This is a genomic window from Pseudomonas sp. B2M1-30 (genome assembly GCF_025447575.1).
Taxonomy (GTDB): domain Bacteria; phylum Pseudomonadota; class Gammaproteobacteria; order Pseudomonadales; family Pseudomonadaceae; genus Aquipseudomonas; species Aquipseudomonas botevensis.
In genome coordinates this window covers 591815-611347 of record NZ_JAOEJT010000002.1, presented here as the reverse complement: position 1 = coordinate 611347, position 19533 = coordinate 591815, and the positions used below count along the sequence as shown (strand labels likewise).

At 62.3% G+C, this 19533-nt stretch carries 16 protein-coding genes; 12 read left to right on the top strand and 4 right to left on the bottom strand.

All coding sequences use genetic code 11. From position 1 onward, the window contains the following. Positions 1–187: 187 nt before the first annotated feature. The 12 genes from N8H74_RS06360 to N8H74_RS06305 all read left to right on the top strand — a co-directional run bounded on the left by N8H74_RS06360 (position 188) and on the right by N8H74_RS06305 (position 16395). On the top strand, positions 188–1480 hold the full coding sequence (locus N8H74_RS06360; RefSeq protein WP_262146639.1) for a nitrate/nitrite transporter: 1293 nt from the start codon (positions 188–190) through the stop codon (positions 1478–1480). After that, positions 1458–2855 carry a NarK family nitrate/nitrite MFS transporter gene (locus N8H74_RS06355; RefSeq protein WP_217831244.1) on the top strand — a complete coding sequence of 466 codons (1398 nt, stop codon included), beginning with the start codon at positions 1458–1460 and terminating at the stop codon, positions 2853–2855. The genes N8H74_RS06360 and N8H74_RS06355 overlap by 23 nt, the downstream gene beginning before the upstream one ends. A gap of 69 nt (positions 2856–2924) precedes the next feature. Beyond that, entirely contained in the window at positions 2925–6698 is a 3774-nt protein-coding gene (locus N8H74_RS06350; RefSeq protein WP_262146638.1) for a nitrate reductase subunit alpha, read from the top strand. Position 6699: 1 nt separating this feature from the next. Continuing rightward, positions 6700–8238, top strand: coding sequence for a nitrate reductase subunit beta (gene narH, locus N8H74_RS06345; RefSeq protein WP_262146637.1), 1539 nt, complete (start codon positions 6700–6702; stop codon positions 8236–8238). Positions 8239–8240: 2 nt separating this feature from the next. Beyond that, positions 8241–8996 (top strand): nitrate reductase molybdenum cofactor assembly chaperone, encoded by a 756-nt coding sequence (gene narJ, locus N8H74_RS06340; RefSeq protein WP_262146636.1) that lies wholly within the window; start codon positions 8241–8243, stop codon positions 8994–8996. After that, positions 8989–9669, top strand: coding sequence for a respiratory nitrate reductase subunit gamma (gene narI, locus N8H74_RS06335; RefSeq protein ID WP_217831240.1), 681 nt, complete (start codon positions 8989–8991; stop codon positions 9667–9669). The genes narJ and narI overlap by 8 nt, the downstream gene beginning before the upstream one ends. 10 nt (positions 9670–9679) lie before the next feature. Then, positions 9680–10621, top strand: a complete 942-nt coding sequence (locus N8H74_RS06330) for a peptidylprolyl isomerase (RefSeq protein ID WP_262146634.1) — start codon at positions 9680–9682, stop codon at positions 10619–10621. Between the two features lie 13 nt (positions 10622–10634). Then, positions 10635–11627, top strand: coding sequence for a GTP 3',8-cyclase MoaA (moaA, locus tag N8H74_RS06325; RefSeq protein ID WP_262146633.1), 993 nt, complete (start codon positions 10635–10637; stop codon positions 11625–11627). A 148-nt stretch (positions 11628–11775) separates the two neighbouring features. After that, positions 11776–13791, top strand: coding sequence for a ribonucleoside triphosphate reductase (locus N8H74_RS06320; RefSeq protein ID WP_262146632.1), 2016 nt, complete (start codon positions 11776–11778; stop codon positions 13789–13791). Positions 13792–13822: 31 nt separating this feature from the next. After that, positions 13823–13990: an anaerobic ribonucleoside-triphosphate reductase gene (gene nrdD, locus N8H74_RS06315; protein WP_217831236.1), complete on the top strand. Its 168-nt coding sequence runs from the start codon at positions 13823–13825 to the stop codon at positions 13988–13990. Further along, positions 13987–14682, top strand: coding sequence for an anaerobic ribonucleoside-triphosphate reductase activating protein (locus N8H74_RS06310; protein WP_262146629.1), 696 nt, complete (start codon positions 13987–13989; stop codon positions 14680–14682). Before nrdD ends, N8H74_RS06310 begins: the two co-directional genes overlap by 4 nt. A 93-nt stretch (positions 14683–14775) precedes the next feature. Continuing rightward, the gene (locus tag N8H74_RS06305) at positions 14776–16395 is read left to right on the top strand and encodes a methyl-accepting chemotaxis protein (protein WP_262146627.1); all 1620 of its coding nucleotides are present in this window, start codon (positions 14776–14778) and stop codon (positions 16393–16395) included. Positions 16396–16421: 26 nt separating this feature from the next. Here the strand turns inward: N8H74_RS06305 and N8H74_RS06300 are convergent, their stop codons facing one another. Genes N8H74_RS06300 through N8H74_RS06285 form a run of 4 tightly spaced genes read right to left on the bottom strand, consistent with a single transcriptional unit; the run spans position 16422 to position 19495 of the window. Continuing rightward, positions 16422–17780 carry a 4Fe-4S binding protein gene (locus N8H74_RS06300; RefSeq protein WP_262146626.1) on the bottom strand — a complete coding sequence of 453 codons (1359 nt, stop codon included), beginning with the start codon at positions 17778–17780 and terminating at the stop codon, positions 16422–16424. Then, on the bottom strand, positions 17768–18622 hold the full coding sequence (locus tag N8H74_RS06295; protein ID WP_262146625.1) for an FTR1 family protein: 855 nt from the start codon (positions 18620–18622) through the stop codon (positions 17768–17770). The genes N8H74_RS06300 and N8H74_RS06295 overlap by 13 nt, the downstream gene beginning before the upstream one ends. A gap of 22 nt (positions 18623–18644) precedes the next feature. Next, a complete protein-coding gene (locus tag N8H74_RS06290) occupies positions 18645–18965 on the bottom strand; it encodes a cupredoxin domain-containing protein (RefSeq protein WP_262146623.1) in 321 nt (106 codons plus the stop codon). Further along, complete coding sequence (locus N8H74_RS06285) at positions 18965–19495, bottom strand: iron transporter (protein ID WP_262146622.1); 531 nt, start codon at positions 19493–19495, stop codon at positions 18965–18967. Before N8H74_RS06285 ends, N8H74_RS06290 begins: the two co-directional genes overlap by 1 nt. Positions 19496–19533 lie beyond the last annotated feature (38 nt).

The window sequence follows — 19533 nt, the reverse complement described above, 5'->3', positions numbered from 1 at the left end:
GAACACTGGCCGGAAAAATCCAAAACACTGATAAACAAAGGGTTTCAGCGGTTTTCCGGACTACCTCCTTGGAGGTAGGTAGCACAAGCATAGGCCCGAGGCCCATTGGCCCTCTTTGATGTGGATCAAGTTTTTGCGCGGTTGCTCTCTCTAGTCTGCCGCCATGGCTAACTGACTGGAGAACATTGTGACCACACCCCGTGTACGCCAAGGCCTGGTGCTGGGCATGAGCACGCTGGCCTTCACTGTCTGTTTCATGGTCTGGATGATGTTTGCGGTGCTCGGCGTGCCGATCAAGGAACTGCTGCAGCTCAACGAAACCCAATTCGGCCTGCTGGCCGCCACCCCGGTGTTGACCGGCTCGTTGTCACGTCTGCCGCTGGGTTTGCTGACCGACCGGTTCGGCGGTCGCAGCGTGCTCTTCGTGCTGATGCTGTCCTGCGTCGCGCCCCTTTATCTGATCAGCCACGCCACCGCCTACTGGCAATTCCTTGTACTGGGCCTGTTCGTCGGGCTGGCCGGTGGCTCGTTTTCGGTGGGGATCGCCTACGTTGCCAAGTGGTTCGACAAGGACAGCCAGGGTTTCGCCATGGGCGTGTTTGGCGCCGGTAACGCCGGCTCGGCCGTGACCAAGTTTCTCGCCCCGGCGCTGATTGCCGCCGGCAGCTGGCAACTGGTGCCCAAGGTCTTCAGTGCGATCCTGTTCATCACCGCATTGCTGTTCTGGTTTCTCAGCGCCGACAACCAGGCCCACCGCAGCGCCTCGGGCGCCAGCCTGCGCGAGCAGTTGCGTTCGCTGAAAGACCCGGCGGTGTGGCGCTACTGCCAGTACTACTCGATCGTCTTCGGCGGCTACGTGGCCCTGGCGCTGTGGATGACCAAATACTACGTGCAGGAATACGGCTTCAGCCTGCAAAGCGCAGCGCTGCTGGCGGCCTGTTTTTCCCTGCCCGGTGGCGTGCTGCGCGCGGTGGGCGGCTGGATGTCGGATCGCTGGGGCGCGCAGAGCGTGACCTGGTGGGTGCTGTGGGTCAGCTGGATCTGTCTGTTCCTGCTCTCGTATCCGCAAACCCAACTGCAAGTGCAGACCATCAATGGCCCGGTGGATTTCCACATCGGCCTCAATCCTGCGCTGTTCACCGTGCTGCTGTTCGTGATGGGCATCGCCTTCGCGTTCGGCAAGGCCTCGGTCTTCAAATACATCGCCAATGACTATCCGAAAAACATGGGGGCGGTGTCGGGCATCGTCGGCCTGGCCGGTGGCCTGGGCGGTTTCATCCTGCCGATCCTGTTTGGCGCCCTGGTCGACCTGACCGGCGTGCGCTCCTCCTGCTTCATGTTGCTGTACGGCGTGGTCTGGGTGTCCCTGGCCTGGATGTACTTCAGCGAGATCCGCAAAAGCCCGGTGCTGGGTAAAGCGCCGGCCCCGAATTCCAGCATTGCCCAAGGAGAACACCATGTCCGTTCTGCAAAAGCCTGACCAAGGCCCGGTCATTCATGACTGGCGCCCCGAGGACCCCGCGTTCTGGGGCAGTAGCGGCAAACAGACCGCCACCCGCAACCTGTGGATCTCGATTCCCGCGCTGCTGCTGGCCTTCGCCGTGTGGATGGTCTGGAGCACGGTGATCGTGCGCCTGAACGCCATCGGCTTCACCTTCAGCACCGACCAGTTGTTCTGGCTGGCGGCGTTGCCGGGGTTGTCCGGGGCGACGTTCCGGGTCTTCTATTCGTTCATGGTGCCGATCTTCGGCGGCCGCCGCTGGACCGCGCTGAGCACCGCGTCGTTGCTGATTCCGTCGATCTGGATGGGCTTCGCCGTGCAGGACACCAGTACGTCGTACAGCGTGTTCGTGATGATCGCGTTGCTCTGTGGCTTTGGCGGCGGCAACTTCGCTTCGAGCATGTCCAACATCAGCTTCTTCTATCCCAAGTCGCAGCAGGGCACGGCGCTGGGACTGAACGCCGGACTGGGTAACCTCGGCGTGTCGGTGATGCAGTTCTGCGTGCCGCTGGTGATTACCTTCGGTGTGTTCGGCTTCCTCGGCGGCAAGGCGCAAGTGCTGCCGGACGGCACGCAATTGTGGCTGCAGAACGCCGGGTTCATGTGGGTGCCGTTCATTGTGCTGGTGACCGTGCTGGCCTGGTTCGGCATGAACGATCTGTCCAGCGCCAAGGCCTCGTTCAGCGAGCAGGCGGTGATCTTCAAGCGCAAGCACAACTGGCTGATGTGCTGGCTGTACCTGGCAACGTTCGGCTCGTTCATCGGCTTCTCGGCGGCGTTTCCCTTGCTGATCAAGACCGCGTTCCCCGATGTCATCGCCCTGAAGTTTGCCTTCCTCGGCCCGCTGGTCGGTGCGCTGGTGCGTCCGTTGGGCGGCTGGCTGGCGGACAAGCTCGGCGGCGCGAAAGTGACCCTGTGGAATTTCGTCCTGATGATCGTGATGGTTTTCGGCGTCCTGCACTTCCTGCCGCAGAACGGCAGCGGCGGCAACTTCTACGGTTTCCTCGGCCTGTTCATGCTGCTGTTCATCACCACCGGCATCGGCAACGGCTCCACCTTCCGCATGATCCCGGTGATCTTCCGCGCCCAGCATGAAAAAGCCTCGGCCGGCAAGGCGCCAGCGGTGCGCGAGCAAGCGCTCAAGGACGCCGGCAAGGAGTCCGCCGCCGTCCTCGGTTTCAGTTCGGCCATGGGCGCCTTCGGTGCGTTCTTCATTCCCAAATCCTTCGGCACTTCGATGGCCCAGACCGGCGGCCCGGAGATGGCCTTCTACATGTTCGTCGGCTTTTACCTGAGCTGCATCGTCGTGACCTGGTGGTGGTACGCGCGCAAAGGCGCCGAGACCCCCTGCTGAGACGACCCGAATCCAACCATTGCGTGGGCGGGGCGCAGAACCCCGCAGCAAGCCTGAGAGGACTACACCGTGAGTCATTTACTGGATCAATTGCGGTTCTTCAATCGCAAGCAAAACGAGTTTTCCGACGGTCATGGCGAGACCCGCAAGGAGTCTCGCGACTGGGAGAACGTCTACCGTTCGCGCTGGCAGTACGACAAGATCGTGCGCTCCACCCACGGGGTGAACTGCACCGGCTCGTGCTCGTGGAAAATCTACGTCAAGAACGGCCTGATCACCTGGGAAACCCAGCAGACCGACTACCCGCGCACCCGCAACGATCTGCCCAACCACGAGCCCCGTGGCTGCCCGCGTGGCGCCAGCTACAGCTGGTACATCTACAGTGCCAACCGTCTCAAGTACCCGAAAATCCGCAAGCCGCTGCTCAAGCTCTGGCGCGAAGCGCGGCAGACCCTGGCGCCGGTCGAGGCCTGGGCGAGCATCGTCGAGGACAAGGCCAAGGCCGACTCCTACAAAAGCAAGCGCGGCATGGGTGGCTTCATTCGTTCCAGTTGGGATGAGGTCAACGAGATCATTGCTGCCGCCAACGTCTACACCATCAAACAGTACGGCCCGGACCGGGTGGTGGGCTTCTCGCCGATCCCGGCGATGTCGATGGTCAGCTACGCCGCCGGCGCGCGTTACCTGTCGCTGATCGGCGGGGCCTGCCTGAGCTTCTACGACTGGTATTGCGACCTGCCGCCAGCCTCGCCGATGGTCTGGGGCGAGCAGACCGACGTGCCGGAATCGGCCGACTGGTACAACTCCAACTACATCATCGCCTGGGGCTCCAACGTTCCGCAGACCCGTACCCCGGATGCGCATTTCTTCACCGAAGTCCGCTACAAGGGCACCAAGACTGTTGCGATCACCCCGGACTACTCGGAAGTCGCCAAACTTACCGACCTGTGGCTCAACCCCAAGCAGGGCACCGATGCCGCGCTGGCCCAGGCCTTCAATCATGTGATCTTCAAGGAATTCCACCTCGACCAGCCGAGCGCCTATTTCACCGAATACGCCAAGCGCTACACCGACTTGCCGGTGCTGGTCTTGCTCAAGCCGATGCTCGGCACCGCGCCGGGCGCCGGTTATCAGCCGGATCGCTTCCTGCGCGCCAGCGACCTGACCGACAACCTCGGCCAGGACAACAACCCGGAATGGAAAACCATCGCTCTGGATGCCAACGGCGAACTGGTTTCCCCGCAAGGCTCGATCGGCTATCGCTGGGGCGAGAAGGGCAAGTGGAACATCCTCGCCCGTGAAGGCGGCGAGGGCCGTGAAATCGATCTGAAACTGAGCCTGATCGGTGATGACGTCGCCGAAGTGGCGTTCCCGTATTTCGCTGGCGAGGCCCACGAGTATTTCGAGCATGTGGCCGGCGATGCCGTGCAATACCGTCGCGTGCCGGTACACAGCCTGACCCTGGCCGATGGCAGCGTGGCCAAGGTCGCCACAGTGTTCGACCTGTCGGCCGCCAATCTGGCAATCGACCGTGGCCTGGGCGGCGCCAACGTCGCCAAGGACTACAACGACGCCTCGGTGCCCGGTACGCCGGCCTGGCAGGAGCAGATCACCGGCGTCAGCCGTGAAAAAGCCATCCAGATTGCCCGTGAGTTCGCTGACAACGCCGACAAGACCCGTGGTCGCTCGATGATTATCGTCGGCGCGGCGATGAACCACTGGTATCACATGGACATGAACTACCGTGGGCTGATCAACATGCTCATGCTCTGCGGTTGTGTCGGCCAGACCGGTGGCGGCTGGGCGCACTACGTCGGCCAGGAAAAACTGCGTCCGCAATGCGGCTGGCTGCCGCTGGCATTCGGCCTGGACTGGAGCCGTCCGCCACGGCAAATGAACGGCACCAGCTTCTTCTACGCCCACAGTTCGCAGTGGCGCCACGAGAAGATGAACATGCACGACGTGCTCTCGCCGCTGGCCGACAAGTCGCAGTTCCCCGAACACGCCCTGGACTACAACATCCGCGCCGAACGCGCCGGCTGGCTGCCGAGCGCGCCGCAACTCAACACCAATCCGCTGCACATCTGCCGCGATGCCGCTGCGGCGGGCATGGACACCAAGGACTACGTGGTCAAGTCGCTGCACGAAGGCTCGTTGCGCTTTGCCTGCGAGCAGCCGGACAGCCCGGTCAACTTCCCGCGCAACATGTTCATCTGGCGCTCCAACCTGCTGGGTTCCTCGGGCAAGGGCCACGAGTACATGCTCAAGTACCTGCTCGGCACCAAGAACGGCGTGATGAACGAAGACATCGGCCAGGTCGGCGACTGCAAGCCTGAAGAAGCCGAATGGGTCGATCAGGGTGCCATCGGCAAACTCGATCTGGTGACCACCCTGGACTTCCGCATGTCCTCGACCTGCGTCTATTCCGACATCGTCCTGCCGACCGCGACCTGGTACGAGAAGGACGACATGAACACCTCGGACATGCACCCCTTCATTCACCCGTTGTCGGCGGCGATCGATCCTGCCTGGGAATCGCGTTCCGACTGGGAAATCTACAAGGGCATCGCCAAGGCGTTTTCGGCGATGTCCGAAGGGCACCTCGGCGTCGAGAAGGATCTGGTGACTGTGCCGCTGATGCACGACAGCGTTGGCGAACTGGCCCAGCCGTTTGGCGGTACCGACTGGAAAAGCGCCGGAGTGGCGCCACAACCGGGCAAGAACGCGCCGAACCTGCAAGTGGTCGAGCGTGATTACCCGAACATCTACAAGCAGTTCACCTCCCTCGGTCCGTTGCTGGAGAAACAGGGCAACGGCGGCAAGGGCATCAACTGGAACACCGAGGCCGAAGTGAAATTCCTCGGTGAACTCAATCATCACGAACGCGAGGCGGGGATCAGCAAGGGCCGGCCGAAAATCGATACGGCCATCGACGCCGCTGAAGTGATTCTGTCCCTGGCCCCGGAAACCAACGGCCACGTGGCGGTCAAGGCGTGGGCGGCGCTGTCGGAGTTCACCGGCCTGGATCACAGCCATCTGGCGCTGCCCAAAGAGCACGAAGCCATCCGCTTCCGCGACATTCAGGCCCAGCCTCGGAAGATCATTTCCAGCCCGACCTGGTCGGGTCTCGAAGACGATCACGTCAGCTACAACGCCGGCTACACCAACGTTCACGAGAACATCCCGTGGCGCACCATCACCGGTCGCCAGCAGTTCTACCAGGATCACCCGTGGATGCAGGCGTTCGGCGAGCAACTGATGAGTTATCGCCCGCCGGTCAACACCCGCACCATCGAAGGCGTGAAGGGCAAACGCAGCAACGGCGAGACCGAAATCGTCCTGAACTGGATCACTCCGCACCAGAAATGGGGCATTCACAGCACCTACAGCGACAACCTGCTGATGCTCACCCTCAGCCGGGGCGGGCCGATTGTCTGGCTCTCGGAGAACGACGCCAGGCGCGCCAACATCGAGGACAACGACTGGATCGAGTGCTTCAACGCCAACGGCGCACTGACCGCCCGTGCGGTGGTCAGCCAGCGGATCAAGGACGGCATGGTGATGATGTACCACGCCCAGGAACGCATCGTGAACGTGCCCGGCGCGCAGACCACCAAGACCCGTGGCGGCCACCACAACTCGGTCACCCGCGTGGTGCTCAAGCCGACCCACATGATCGGCGGTTATGCCCAGCAGGCTTACGGTTTCAACTATTACGGCACCGTCGGTTGCAATCGCGACGAGTTCGTCGTGGTGCGCAAGATGTCCCGAGTCGACTGGCTCGATGGCTCCAGTGGCGATGACCTGCCGCGTCCGCTGCCCACCGATATCGAGGAGAACTGAGATGAAGATTCGCTCACAGATCGGCATGGTGCTGAACCTGGACAAATGCATCGGCTGCCACACCTGCTCGATCACCTGCAAAAACGTCTGGACCAGCCGCGAAGGCATGGAATACGCCTGGTTCAACAACGTCGAAAGCAAGCCCGGCATCGGCTATCCGAAAGAATGGGAAAACCAGGACAAGTGGAAGGGCGGTTGGGTGCGCAATGCCAACGGCTCGATCAACCCGCGCATTGGCGGAAAATTCCGCGTGCTGGCGAACATCTTCGCCAACCCGGACCTGCCAAGCATCGACGACTACTACGAGCCGTTCGACTTCGACTACCAGCACCTGCACACCGCGCCGCTGGGCGAGCACCAGCCGACCGCACGTCCGCGTTCGCTGCTTTCCGGCAAGCGCATGGAGAAAATCGAGTGGGGGCCGAACTGGGAAGAAATCCTCGGCACCGAGTTCGCCAAGCGGCGCAAGGACAAGAACTTCGACAAGGTCCAGGCGGACATCTACGGCGAGTACGAAAACACTTTCATGATGTACCTGCCGCGCCTGTGCGAGCACTGCCTCAACCCGGCGTGCGCGGCGTCGTGCCCGAGCGGCGCGATCTACAAGCGTGAAGAAGACGGCATCGTCCTGATCGACCAGGAAAAATGCCGGGGCTGGCGGATGTGCATCAGCGGCTGCCCGTACAAGAAGATCTACTTCAACTGGAAAAGCGGCAAATCCGAGAAGTGCATTTTCTGCTACCCGCGTATCGAGGCCGGGATGCCGACCGTGTGCGCCGAAACCTGTGTCGGGCGGATCCGCTACCTCGGCGTGTTGCTGTACGACGCCGACCGCATCAGCGAAGTGGCGGGCACCGCCAACGAGCAGGATCTGTACGAAAAACAACTGGAGATCTTCCTTGATCCGAATGACCCGGCGGTGATTCGTCAGGCCCTGGCCGACGGCGTGCCGCAATCGGTGATCGATTCGGCCCAGCGCTCGCCGGTCTACAAAATGGCCGTGGACTGGAAACTCGCGCTGCCGCTGCACCCGGAATACCGCACCTTGCCAATGGTCTGGTACGTGCCGCCGCTGTCGCCGATCCAGAACGCCGCCGCTGCCGGCACCGTGGGCATGAACGGGGTGATCCCGGATGTCGACAGCCTGCGGATTCCGCTGCGCTATCTGGCGAACCTGCTCACCGCTGGTGATGTCCGTCCGGTCAAACGGGCGCTGAAACGCTTGCTGGCGATGCGCGCCTACAAGCGTTCCGAGCAGGTCGAGGGGTTCAAGGATCTGCAAGTGCTCAAGGATGTCGGCTTGAGCGTGGACCAGGTCGAGGAAATGTACCGCTACCTGGCCATCGCCAATTACGAAGACCGTTTTGTAGTGCCAAGTGCCCACCGTGAAGACGCCATGAGCGACGCCTTTGCCGAGCGTTCCGGGTGCGGCTTCAGTTTCGGCAGCGGCTGTAGCGGCAGTTCCGACACCAACCTGTTCGGGGCGAAGAAAGCCAACCGCCGCGACATCCTGAAAACCGTGCAGTTGTGGGAGGACTGAGCATGCAAATTCTCAAAGTGATTTCGCTGCTGCTCGATTACCCGAGCGAAACCCTGATCGAGGGCCGTGACGAGCTGGAGCAGGCCATCCATCAGGCGCGGGAAATCAGCCCGAAACAGCGCGGCGCGTTGTTCGAATTGCTCGAACTGATCTGCGGCGATGACCTGATGGACGGGCAGGAACACTACGGTGCGCTGTTCGGTCGGGGCAGGGCGCTGTCGCTGCTGTTGTTCGAGCATGTCCATGGTGAGTCCCGCGACCGGGGCCAGGCCATGGTCGACATGCTCGCCCAGTACGAGGCGGCGGGATTCGACATCGGCGTCAAGGAGCTGCCGGACTACATCCCGCTGTACCTGGAGTTTCTCTCCACCCGCGACGACCTCGAAGCCCGCGAGGGCCTGGCTGACGTTGCGCACCTGCTGGCGTTGCTCGCAGCGCGTCTGGACGAGCGTGAAAGCGCCTACGCCAGTTGCTTCCGCGCCTTGCTGCAGATTGCCGGGGCCGAGCCGCATCAGGCGGTGGCGGACCTGCGCGAGCAAGTCGCGGCGGAAACCCGCGACGACTCCCTCGAAGCCCTCGACAAAATCTGGGAAGAAGAGGCCGTGGATTTCCTCAAGGCCGAGCAACAGGACCGTTGCAGTGCAATACCGAGCGCGCCGGGCAAGGCCCGGGAAGAGAGCGCGGTGCCGTTGCATTGGGTGGATTTTCAGCATGAAGGGCAGGCCGCAGCGCCTGGCCGGGAGGTAGGCAATGTCTAAGTGGAATCTGTTGGCGTTCGGGATCTATCCCTACGTCGCATTGGCGATCTGCCTGATTGGCAGTTGGGCGCGCTTCGATCTGGCGCAGTACACCTGGAAGGCTGGCTCGAGCCAGATGCTCAACCCGCGCGGCATGCGCGTGGCGAGCAACTTCTTTCACATCGGCGTGCTGTTTGTGCTGGCCGGGCATTTTGTCGGGCTGCTGACCCCGGCGTCGGTCTATCACCACGTCATCAGCACCGAACACAAGCAGTTGCTGGCGATGGTGTCCGGCGGGTTCTTCGGCCTGCTGTGCCTGATCGGCTTGTTGATGCTGATCAAGCGGCGCCTGACTGACCCCCGGGTACGTGCCAGTTCCAGCACCTCGGACATCCTGATCCTGCTGGTTTTGCTGGCGCAGCTGCTGCTCGGCCTGCTGACCATCGTCGCGTCCACCGCGCACATGGACGGTTCGGTGATGGTGATGCTCGCCGACTGGGCGCAGAACATCGTGATGTTGCGGCCGATGGAAGCGGCGCAGTCCATCAGTCCGGTCGGGCTGACCTACAAGCTGCACGTGTTCCTCGGCCTGACCCTGTTTGTGCTGTTCCCGTTCACCCGTCTCGTACACATCGTCAGTGCGCCGGTCTGGTATCTGGGCCGTCGTTATCAAATCGTTCGGCAGAAGTTCTGAGGAGGCAGTCATGTCAGGTGGATGCGGATGTGGTGGCGGCAATGGCGGCAGCGGTGGCTGCGGTTCTTCAAGCAAAGCGGAGGCAGTGGCAGTGCCAGAGAGCGCTCCGGCGCCGTTTGAAGAACTGGCGGTGGAAGAAGCCCCGGCGCAGTTGATCGCCAGCAGTGAACAGGAATGGCCGATCATCAGCGTCAACGAGGTGGAGATCACCCCGCAGGCGATGGCCCAGGAGCTGCAATATCACCCGGCCGAAAACCGCGAGGAGGCGGTTTACCTGGCCGCCCGGGCGCTGGTGATCCGCGAGTTGTTGCAGCAGCGGATTGCCGAGCTCGGGCTGGCGCTGGAGATCGGCGCCGGGGAGAACGAAGAGGAAGCGGCCACGCGCCTGTTGCTTGAGCGTGAGGTACAGGTGCCGGAGTGCGATGAGGACACCACGCGGCGTTACTACGAAAGCAATCGCGGGCGCTTCCACAGCGCGCCGCTGCTGGCGGTGCGGCACATCCTGCTCGAATGCGCGCCGGACGATGCCGAGGCCCGGGCGCTGGCCCATGTCCAGGCGGAAATCCTCCTGCAACGGCTGGATGAGTTCCCTGGCAGTTTCGCCGAGCTGGCGCTGAAGTATTCCGCCTGCCCGTCCAAGGCTCAGGGCGGATCGCTGGGGCAGATCAGCAAGGGCCAGACCGTGCCGGAGCTGGAGCGCCAGTTGTTCACTCTTGCGCCGGGTCTGGCCGGTAAGCCGCTGGAAAGCCGTTATGGCTGGCATGTGGTCAGCGTCGATCAGCGGGTCGAAGGGGCGCAGTTGCCTTACGAAGCGGTGGCGACGGCGATTCGCACCCAGTTGCAGCAGGGCGTGTGGCAAAAGGCGCTGGTGCAGTACCTGCAAACCCTGATCGGCGCGGCGGATATTCGCGGCATTCGTTTGCAGGGCGCCGATTCACCGTTGGTGCAGTAGGCCGGGGGACGTGATGAACGCTGTGATGCAGGATGGTTTTGGGAGGCAGATCGACTATCTGCGGATGTCGGTGACGGACCGCTGTGATTTTCGCTGCGTGTATTGCATGGCGAAAAACATGACGTTCCTGCCGCGTCAGCAGGTACTCACGCTGGAGGAACTGCAACGCCTGGCGACGCTGTTTGTCGGCATGGGCGTGCGCAAGATCCGCCTCACCGGCGGCGAGCCGTTGATCCGTCCGGGGATCGTCGACTTGTGCCGCAACATCGCAGCGTTGCCCGGTTTGCGCGAACTGGTGATGACCAGCAACGGCTCGCAGTTGGGGCGACTGGCGCGGCCATTGGTCGACGCCGGGGTGAAACGGATGAACATCAGCCTCGACAGCCTGGATGCCCGGCGATTTCGCGCGATCACCCGCAACGGCGATCTGGATCAGGTGCTGCATGGTATCGAAACCGCGCGGAATGCAGGGTTTGAGCGGATCAAGCTCAATTGCGTGGTGATGAAGGGGCGCAACTTCGATGAAGTGCCGGCGCTGGTGCAATACGCCATCGACCAGCGCATCGACATCAGCTTCATCGAAGAGATGCCCTTGGGCGATGTCGGGCGTTCCCGTGGCGAATCGTTCTGCGCTAGCGATGAGGTGCGGGCGCTGATTGCCAGTCGGCATCGGCTGCTCGACAGCACCGAAAACAGCGGCGGACCGGCGCGCTATGTGCGTCTGGAGCAGCATCCGGATACGCGGATCGGCTTCATCTCGCCCAACAGCCACAACTTCTGCGGCACCTGCAACCGGGTACGGATGACGGTTGAAGGCAAGCTGTTGCTCTGTCTGGGCCAGGACGATGCGCTGGACCTGCGCGGATTGCTGCGACGGTATCCGCTGGATGATCAACCGCTGATCCACGCGATCCAGAAAGCCCTGCGCGGTAAACCGCTGCGCCACGACTTCACCCCGCAAGGGGAGGTGCAGATCGTGCGGTTTATGAACATGAGCGGCGGTTGAAGACCCCCCGTCCCTAGATTGGATTCGCCGTTTTTTCACCGTCCAAACTTGATGCCGATCAATTGCAGCGCCGTGCTTTGTCCGTAGTCTTCACAGCATGTTGTGGTTTTGAGTTGTTCGAAATCTATATGTGGTGTTTGGAGGCCAAATGCAGAGCACGTTGATCTCAGTAGGGTGTAACCGCTTGCACAAGCGCAATGGCGATCTGGTTGCCTTTGATGCCGACAAGATCCGTCAGGCGCTGATCGCCGCCGGCAAGGCCACGGGCGAGTACACCGAGGTTGAAGTCGAGGGTTTGCTGGCGGCGGTGCTTGCCCGGTTGGAGGGCATGTCACGGCTGCATGTCGAGCAGATCCAGGACCGGGTCGAGCGAGTGCTGATGGACGCCGGATTTTTCCACGCCATGCGCGCCTACATCGTTTACCGCGAACAGCATGGACGCCTGCGCCGCGACCGTCGGACGATGGTCGAGGTGGCAACGTCGATGAACGAATATCTCGACCGCGAAGACTGGCGGGTCCAGGCCAACGCCAATCAGGGTTATTCCCTCGGCGGGCTGGTGCTGAACGTGTCGGGCAAGGTCACTGCCAACTACTGGCTCGACGAGGTGTACAGCGAGGCGATCGGTCAGGCTCACCGCGAGGCCGACCTGCATATCCATGACCTGGACATGCTCGCCGGCTACTGCGCCGGCTGGTCGCTGCGCACCCTGTTGCACGAAGGCCTCAACGGTGTGCCGGGGCGAGTCGAGGCCGGCCCGCCGCAGCACCTGAGCAGTGCCCTGGGGCAAATGGTCAATTTTCTCGGCACCTTGCAAAACGAATGGGCCGGCGCCCAGGCGTTCAGCTCCTTCGATACCTACCTGGCGCCTTACGTGCGCAAGGATCGCCTGAGTTTTCCCGAGATACGCCAGGCCATTCAGGAGTTCATCTACAACCTCAACGTGCCGTCGCGCTGGGGCACCCAGACGCCGTTCACCAACCTGACCTTCGACTGGGTCTGTCCGCAGGATCTGCGTGAGCAGATCCCGGTCATCGGCGGTGAGGAAATGCCGTTCGCCTATGGCGACCTGCAAGCCGAAATGGACCTGCTCAACCGCGCCTACATCGAAGTAATGCAGGCCGGCGATGCGAAGGGGCGGGTGTTCACCTTTCCGATCCCGACCTACAACATCACCCACGACTTTCCGTGGGACAGTGAAAACGCCGATCGACTGTTTGAAATGACGGCGCGTTACGGGTTGCCGTATTTCCAGAACTTCCTCAATTCGGACATGCAGCCCAATCAGGTGCGCTCGATGTGCTGCCGCCTGCAACTGGACGTGCGCGAACTGCTCAAGCGCGGTGGCGGGTTGTTCGGCTCGGCGGAGCAGACCGGTTCGCTCGGGGTAGTGACCATCAACTGTGCGCGCCTGGGCTATGTGTTCAAGGGCAACACCAGCGGCTTGTTGCAGCGCCTGGATGCGCTGATGGAGCTGGCGATGGAAAGCCTGGAGGTCAAACGCAAGGTGATCCAGCACCACATGGATGCCGGTTTGTATCCCTACACCAAGCGCTATCTGGGCACCTTGCGCAATCACTTCTCGACCATCGGCCTCAATGGCCTGCATGAAATGCTGCGTAACTTCACCGGCGACGAGGAGGGCATGCACACCGAGACGGGCCGGCGCTTCGCGGTGAACCTGCTCGATCATGTGCGCGCCACGCTGCTGCGGTTCCAGGAAGAAACCGGTCACCTCTACAACCTCGAAGCCACACCGGCGGAGGGCACCACCTACCGCTTCGCCAAGGAAGACCTCAAGCGCTACCCCGACATTCTCCAGGCCGGCAGCCCCGTGGCGCCGTACTACACCAATTCCTCGCAACTGCCGGTGGGCTACACCGAAGACCCGTTCGAAGCCTTGGAGCTACAGGACGAGCTGCAATGCAAATACACCGGCGGCACGGTCCTGCACCTGTACATGGCCGAACGTATCTCCTCGACCCAGGCTTGCAAGCAACTGGTGCGCAAGGCGCTTGGGCGCTTCCGGCTGCCCTACCTGACCGTGACCCCGACGTTCTCGATCTGTCCGGTCCATGGCTACCTCGATGGCGAACACGAGTTCTGCCCCAAATGCGACGAGGTTTTGCTGCTGCAAGAACAGCTGGGCGGCACCGTTCACTGATTTTGATCCACTCAACGCAAGGAGCTTCACCATGACAGCATCGCAACCTCTCACTCAGCTGCAACGCCAACGCTGCGAAGTCTGGACCCGGGTGATGGGCTATCACCGCCCGGTGTCGGCGTTCAATCCCGGCAAACAGTCGGAGCACCGCGAGCGGGTGCATTTCACTGAAGGCGCCGCGTGGACCGGGCGCCAATGAGTCGAACACTGCGGGTCGGGGGCATGGTGCCCCTGACCACCCTCGACTATCCGGGGCAGCTCGCCTGCGTGCTGTTCTGCCAGGGCTGTGCCTGGCGTTGCCGTTACTGCCACAACCCGCAACTGATCCCGCCGCGTGGCACCGAGGAAGTGGATTGGCGGCGGGTGCTGGCGTTTCTGCAACGCCGCCAGGACTTGCTCGACGCCGTGGTGTTCAGTGGTGGCGAACCGACCTTGCAGGATGGTTTGCCTGGCGCCATGGATGAAGTGCGCGCCATGGGTTTTCGCATCGGCCTGCACAGCGCCGGGATCAAGCCGAAAGCCTTCGCCAAGGCCTTGAGCGGCGCGGACTGGGTCGGTTTCGACGTCAAGGCGCTGGCCGAGGATTGCCAGATCATCACCCGGGTCGAGGGCAGCGGCCGCGCCAACTGGCGCAGCCTCGATCACCTGCTGGCCAGCGGTGTCGATTACGAATGTCGCACCACGGTGCATTGGCATCTTTTCCAACCGGAACGGCTGTTGACCCTGGCGCAGCGTCTGAGCGAGCGCGGGGTCAAGCGCTTCGCCGTGCAACTGGTCCGCACCGAGCGGATGTTCGATCCGCTGTTGCCGAGCATTTCGGCACAAGCCTTGCTACCCGATCTCTGGGCAGCGATGCGCGAGTTGTTCCCGGCCTTCGTGTTGCGCGGCTGACCGAGACGGCGCAACAACCTTCAGTAACTACACACCCTCCATGAATTTCAAATGCGCTGCCATCGGGCAGGTATCAAACAGGGAGCATTTGATATGGCAAGATTTTCGACTGCACAACGAATCGTCATCGGCTTCGCAATTGCGCCACTGGCACTGATCAGCCTGGCGTTTTACGCGCTGCACGATCTGGCAACCCTCAAGGAACAGGCGGTGGTGATCGTCAAACAGGATTGGCCGAAGATCGAGCCGATCATGGTGATTGCCACCGGCGTCCGTGATAACGCCCGCAACACCCGGGACTTGCTGATCAACAAAGACAATCAATCAGTCCAGCAGTCCATCGACACCACCAAAAAACGCATCACCCAGGCACTCGAAACCCTGGAACCGTTGTTCTATCTGCCTGAGGGCAAAGCCGCATATGCGGCCCTGAAAACCAACCGCGAAGCCTATGTGGCCGCGTTCACCCAGGTGCAGGCGCTGATTCGGCAGGGCGCGGCCGACGAAGCCATGGCTCAGTTGAAACAGAAGGTTGTCCCGGCCGAGGCCGAGGTCTACCGCAGCCTGGATCAGTTGATGGCGTTGCAGGGGAAAATCTTCGCCGACCGTGAGCAGTCGGCGCAGGAACTGTATAGCGATGCGCGGCGCAACATGCTCGGCTTGTTCCTGCTCTGCGTGGCGCTGGTCGTTGCTGCGGCGGTCATCGTCACCCGCAGTGTCACCCGGCCGTTGGGTGGCGAGCCGGACGATGCTGCGCGGGTCTTGAGCCAGATCGCTCAGGGCGATCTGACGATCGAGGTGCCGGTCAGCTCCAGCGCCGACGGCAGCGTGATGGTCAACATGCAGCAGATGCAGCAAAGCCTCAATGCCATGATCAAGCACATCGCGGGTTCGGTTGACCGGGTCGCCAGCTCTTCCGAAGAACTGAGCGCGGTCAGCAGCCAGACCGCCAGCAACCTGCAAATGCAGGGGCTGGAGATCGAGCAGGCGGCTGCGGCGGTGAACCAGATGACCGCAGCGGTGGATGAAGTGGCACGCAACGCGGTCAGCACGTCCGAGGCCTCGCGAAAATCCGAGGAAACGGCGCAACGCGGCCGTGAACAGGTCCAGGAAACCGTGGCCTCGATTGGCGAGTTGGCCGACGGGGTGACCGATACGTCTCAGCGTATCGAGCAACTGGCCGGCCGGGTGCAGGACATCAGCAAGGTGCTGGACGTGATTCGCAGCATTGCCGAGCAGACCAATCTGTTGGCCCTCAATGCGGCGATCGAGGCGGCGCGGGCCGGGGATGCCGGGCGCGGTTTTGCGGTGGTGGCCGATGAAGTGCGGGCGCTGGCGCATCGCACGCAGGAGTCCACCGAGGAAATCGAACAGATGATCGATAACGTGCGCCAGGACACCGGCCTGGCGGTCACGGCCATGCAAAGCAGCAGCGAGCGGGTGCGCGCGACCCTGGAAGTGGCGCAGCGTTCGGGCGAGGCGCTGGATGAAATCACCCGTTCGATTTCGCAGATCAATGAACGCAACATGATGATCGCCAGTGCCACGGAAGAGCAGGCGCTGGTCGCGCGGGAGGTGGATCGCAATCTGGTGGGGATCCGCAACTTGTCCGATCAGGTGCTGCTCGGTGCCCGGCATACCGATACCGCCGGCCACGTATTGGCGCAGATGGCGGGGGCGTTGCACCAGACCGTGGCACGTTTCAAGGTCTAGTTGAAGCGGCGAGGTGGTGGCGACGCTCAGGCCCAGCCCCAGAATTGCAACCACCAGCCAAACCCGATCAAGCCATTGGCGAGCAACAGGCCGGCAGCGCCGGCTATTCGTTTGGGCCGCGACAGGCGTTCGCGGCTCAGGCGTTGCCAGCCGAGCAGCAGACTCCAGCCCATCGCCGCAATCAACAGGCCGGTTCTGGCCGGTTGTACCCAGTCGAGCAGCAGACCTTCATAGCGCAGCAATTTCACCGTGGTTGCCGACAGACCGAGAAACAGGCTGGCACCCCCGAGGGGCGTGAGGGTCAGTGCCAGGGGCCGATACAGCTCACGATCCGCCGTCAGGCGCAGGGCACCCATCAGCGCCGTGCCAAGCAGCAGCGAACTCAATCCCAGATAAACGACGATGCTGAAACCGTCGAGCCAACTGAAACTGTCGTTGACCTGCGGGTAATGGGTGAGCAGCCACCACGGCGCGTTGTCCTCCAGCGCCCACCACTGATCGTGTTCGACCAGCCATTGCGCGAGGGTTTGTTTGAGGGCGATGAACCAGGGGCTGACCGTCCATTGAAATGCACCCATCGCCAGGCCAATCACCCCGAACAGCAGCAGCCGCACATCCCAGGGGGAGAGCGTGCGCGACGTCGCCTGGAGGATTTCCTGATTGCCGGAGCGGGCGATCAGTTGCACGGCGCCGCGTTGGCCGCTGCAACGTCCACATGCATGGCAGTCACTGGCGCCTTGCAGGCGACGGATGTCGAGCAGCGGCGCGCAGTTGGGCGGTGGCAGGCGTACACTGGCGTTTTGCACCCAGCGTTGCTCATCGACGCGAAAATGCACCGACGCCAGGCGGGCGAGCAGGGCGAAGACCCCGCTGACCGGGCACAGGTAGCGGCACCAGACCCGTTTGCCCCGGGCGAACAACAATCCGATGACCACCGCCGCGACGGTCGAGCCGCCGAGAATCAGCAGCGCTGCCTGGGCGTAGTCGTAGACGCTGATCAATTGGCCGTAGAGGGTTGTCAGGCAGAACGCCAGGGTCGGCCAGCCGCCCCAGCGCAACCAGCGCGGCACTCCCATGCCCTTGCCGTACTGGCTGGCCCATTCGCTGAGCGAGCCTTCCGGGCACAACACGCCGCACCAGAGTCGGCCGAACAGCACGATCGACAGCAGCACGAACGGCCACCAGATCCCCCAGAACAGAAACTGCGCAAGCAGGGTCAGGTTGCCGAGGAGCCGCGCTTGACTGTCCGGCAGCGGCAGCAACGCCGGAACCACCAGCAGTAATGCGTAAAACAGCACGACGATCCATTGCACGGCACGAATGGCGCGAGCGTGACGGCGCATGCCATCGCCGAGCCGTTGAAGCCAGCGATTCAGCTCAGGCATGGGGCGTTTTCCACTGGCTGTTGCCGTAGCCAGCCGACCACGACCAGCCAGTAACCGATCCACACCAGCAAGGTCAGGGTGCTGGGCGTTGCTCGATAACCGGCGAAACCGGCGAGAAAACCACCCAGGCCATGGCTGTCGCTGAGCAAGGCGCTGCTGTCCCAAAGTGCTGCGCCGACGCTGCTGTAGACCACTTCGGGCAAATCCATGGCGAGCACTTGGCCGCCGATTCGCTCGACGGCGCTGACCAGCAACGCCGCACCGAGCAGAAGCAGGATCGCTTCGCTGAGGGCAAAGAACCGTTGCCAGGAAATCAACCGTCGACTGCTGTGCAGCAGGGTCACGGTCAGTGCCGATAGCACCAGCCCCAACGCCCCGCCAAGGGCAAACCAACCGAGCTGAGTACCTCGCAGTTGCGCACCGGCGCCGTAGAGGAACACCACGGTTTCGCTGCCCTCACGGCTGACCGCGAGCATGGCCAGCACCAACAGTCCCACGCCGCCCTGACGGGCCAGCTGGCTGTCGGCGTGGCGTTGCAGATCCTGTTTGAGGGTACGTCCGTGACGGTGCATCCAGCCGACCATTTGCACGATCAACAGGCTGGCAATCAGCGCGAGTGAAGCCTGGAACCATTCACTGGCCGCTCCGCTCATGGCGTCGCCGGCAAACAGAATCAGCACCGCGAGCGACCCGGAAAGTATTAGCCCCAGCAGCACACCGGCCCACAGGTATTTGATCAGACGCCGGTCCTGACCTTGCTGGCTGATCCAGGCCTGGAGAATGCCGATCACCAACAGGGCCTCGACGCTTTCGCGCCAGACGATGAACATCGATTGATTCATGGAACCTCCCAGCGTGAGCGGACTATTGCGCCAGAATCCCGCCCTCGGGCAGTTGCGGATTGAACTCGTCGAAGAACGGGTAGTGCCCGGGTTTGAGCGGGTGGATGACCACGAACGTGGTCACTCCCGGCGACAGGACTTTCTCCACCCGCAACGGTGTACTTTCGAATTCGGCCGGGCCTTGGCCGACGTTTTTCAGGACGATCTTGAAACGCTGGCCGGCCGGCACCTCCAGCACGGTGGGGGTGAAGTGGCCGTCGTTCAGGCTGAGTTCATAGCTGGGTAGCTCTGCGAGGGCGGAAAGCGGCGTCAGCGCAGCGGCAAACAACAGCCAGGGCTTCATCAATAGCCGCCTTTTTTGCCGATGCCCGCGTAGACGAATTCGTAGTGCAATTCGCAGCGCTCGAACCACGGTGCGACGCCGGTTTCCTTGTCGGTGTGGCGGCCCAGGGACGCATGGCCGGCGGGCGGCAGGACGGTGAAGGTCAACTGATACTTGCCGGGGCCGAGCAGCTTGACGTTATCCCCGTAGTGCGGCCCGTCATTGGCGACCATCGCGTGGAAATCACCCTTGATTTCCGCTTCGCTGCCCTGTTTTTTCAGGTAGAAGGACACATTGAGGTAAGGCACGAAACTGCCTTCCTGAAAGCCATTGCGATTGTCAGCGGTGGCACGAATATCGGCTTCCAGATGCACATCGGAATCGGCGGTGGCGCGCATCATCCCGGCAGGTTCCATCTCGATCGGCTGCAAATACACCGCTCCGACCTCCAGCCCCGCACACATCTGTGGCGAGCCGATCGGGTATTCCTTGGCCTGCGCCAGCGGCGTCAGCAGGAGCAGGGCGAGTGACAGCGAAAACGGGCTACGCATGATTTCTTCCTGAGCACTGAGGTTGGGAGCCCGAGTCT

Excerpts from the sequence above, each read along its gene's own strand:
- nrdD (WP_217831236.1), top strand. The coding sequence starts at position 13,823 with ATGACAGCATCGCAACCTCTCACTCAGCTGCAACGCCAACGCTGCGAA.
- N8H74_RS06290 (WP_262146623.1), bottom strand. The coding sequence starts at position 18,965 with ATGAAGCCCTGGCTGTTGTTTGCCGCTGCGCTGACGCCGCTTTCCGCC.
- N8H74_RS06285 (WP_262146622.1), bottom strand. The coding sequence starts at position 19,495 with ATGCGTAGCCCGTTTTCGCTGTCACTCGCCCTGCTCCTGCTGACGCCG.
- N8H74_RS06330 (WP_262146634.1), top strand. The coding sequence starts at position 9,680 with ATGTCAGGTGGATGCGGATGTGGTGGCGGCAATGGCGGCAGCGGTGGC.
- N8H74_RS06295 (WP_262146625.1), bottom strand. The coding sequence starts at position 18,622 with ATGAATCAATCGATGTTCATCGTCTGGCGCGAAAGCGTCGAGGCCCTG.
- narH (WP_262146637.1), top strand. The coding sequence starts at position 6,700 with ATGAAGATTCGCTCACAGATCGGCATGGTGCTGAACCTGGACAAATGC.
- N8H74_RS06305 (WP_262146627.1), top strand. The coding sequence starts at position 14,776 with ATGGCAAGATTTTCGACTGCACAACGAATCGTCATCGGCTTCGCAATT.
- narI (WP_217831240.1), top strand. The coding sequence starts at position 8,989 with ATGTCTAAGTGGAATCTGTTGGCGTTCGGGATCTATCCCTACGTCGCA.
- N8H74_RS06320 (WP_262146632.1), top strand. The coding sequence starts at position 11,776 with ATGCAGAGCACGTTGATCTCAGTAGGGTGTAACCGCTTGCACAAGCGC.
- moaA (WP_262146633.1), top strand. The coding sequence starts at position 10,635 with ATGAACGCTGTGATGCAGGATGGTTTTGGGAGGCAGATCGACTATCTG.
- N8H74_RS06300 (WP_262146626.1), bottom strand. The coding sequence starts at position 17,780 with ATGCCTGAGCTGAATCGCTGGCTTCAACGGCTCGGCGATGGCATGCGC.
- N8H74_RS06355 (WP_217831244.1), top strand. The coding sequence starts at position 1,458 with ATGTCCGTTCTGCAAAAGCCTGACCAAGGCCCGGTCATTCATGACTGG.
- narJ (WP_262146636.1), top strand. The coding sequence starts at position 8,241 with ATGCAAATTCTCAAAGTGATTTCGCTGCTGCTCGATTACCCGAGCGAA.
- N8H74_RS06310 (WP_262146629.1), top strand. The coding sequence starts at position 13,987 with ATGAGTCGAACACTGCGGGTCGGGGGCATGGTGCCCCTGACCACCCTC.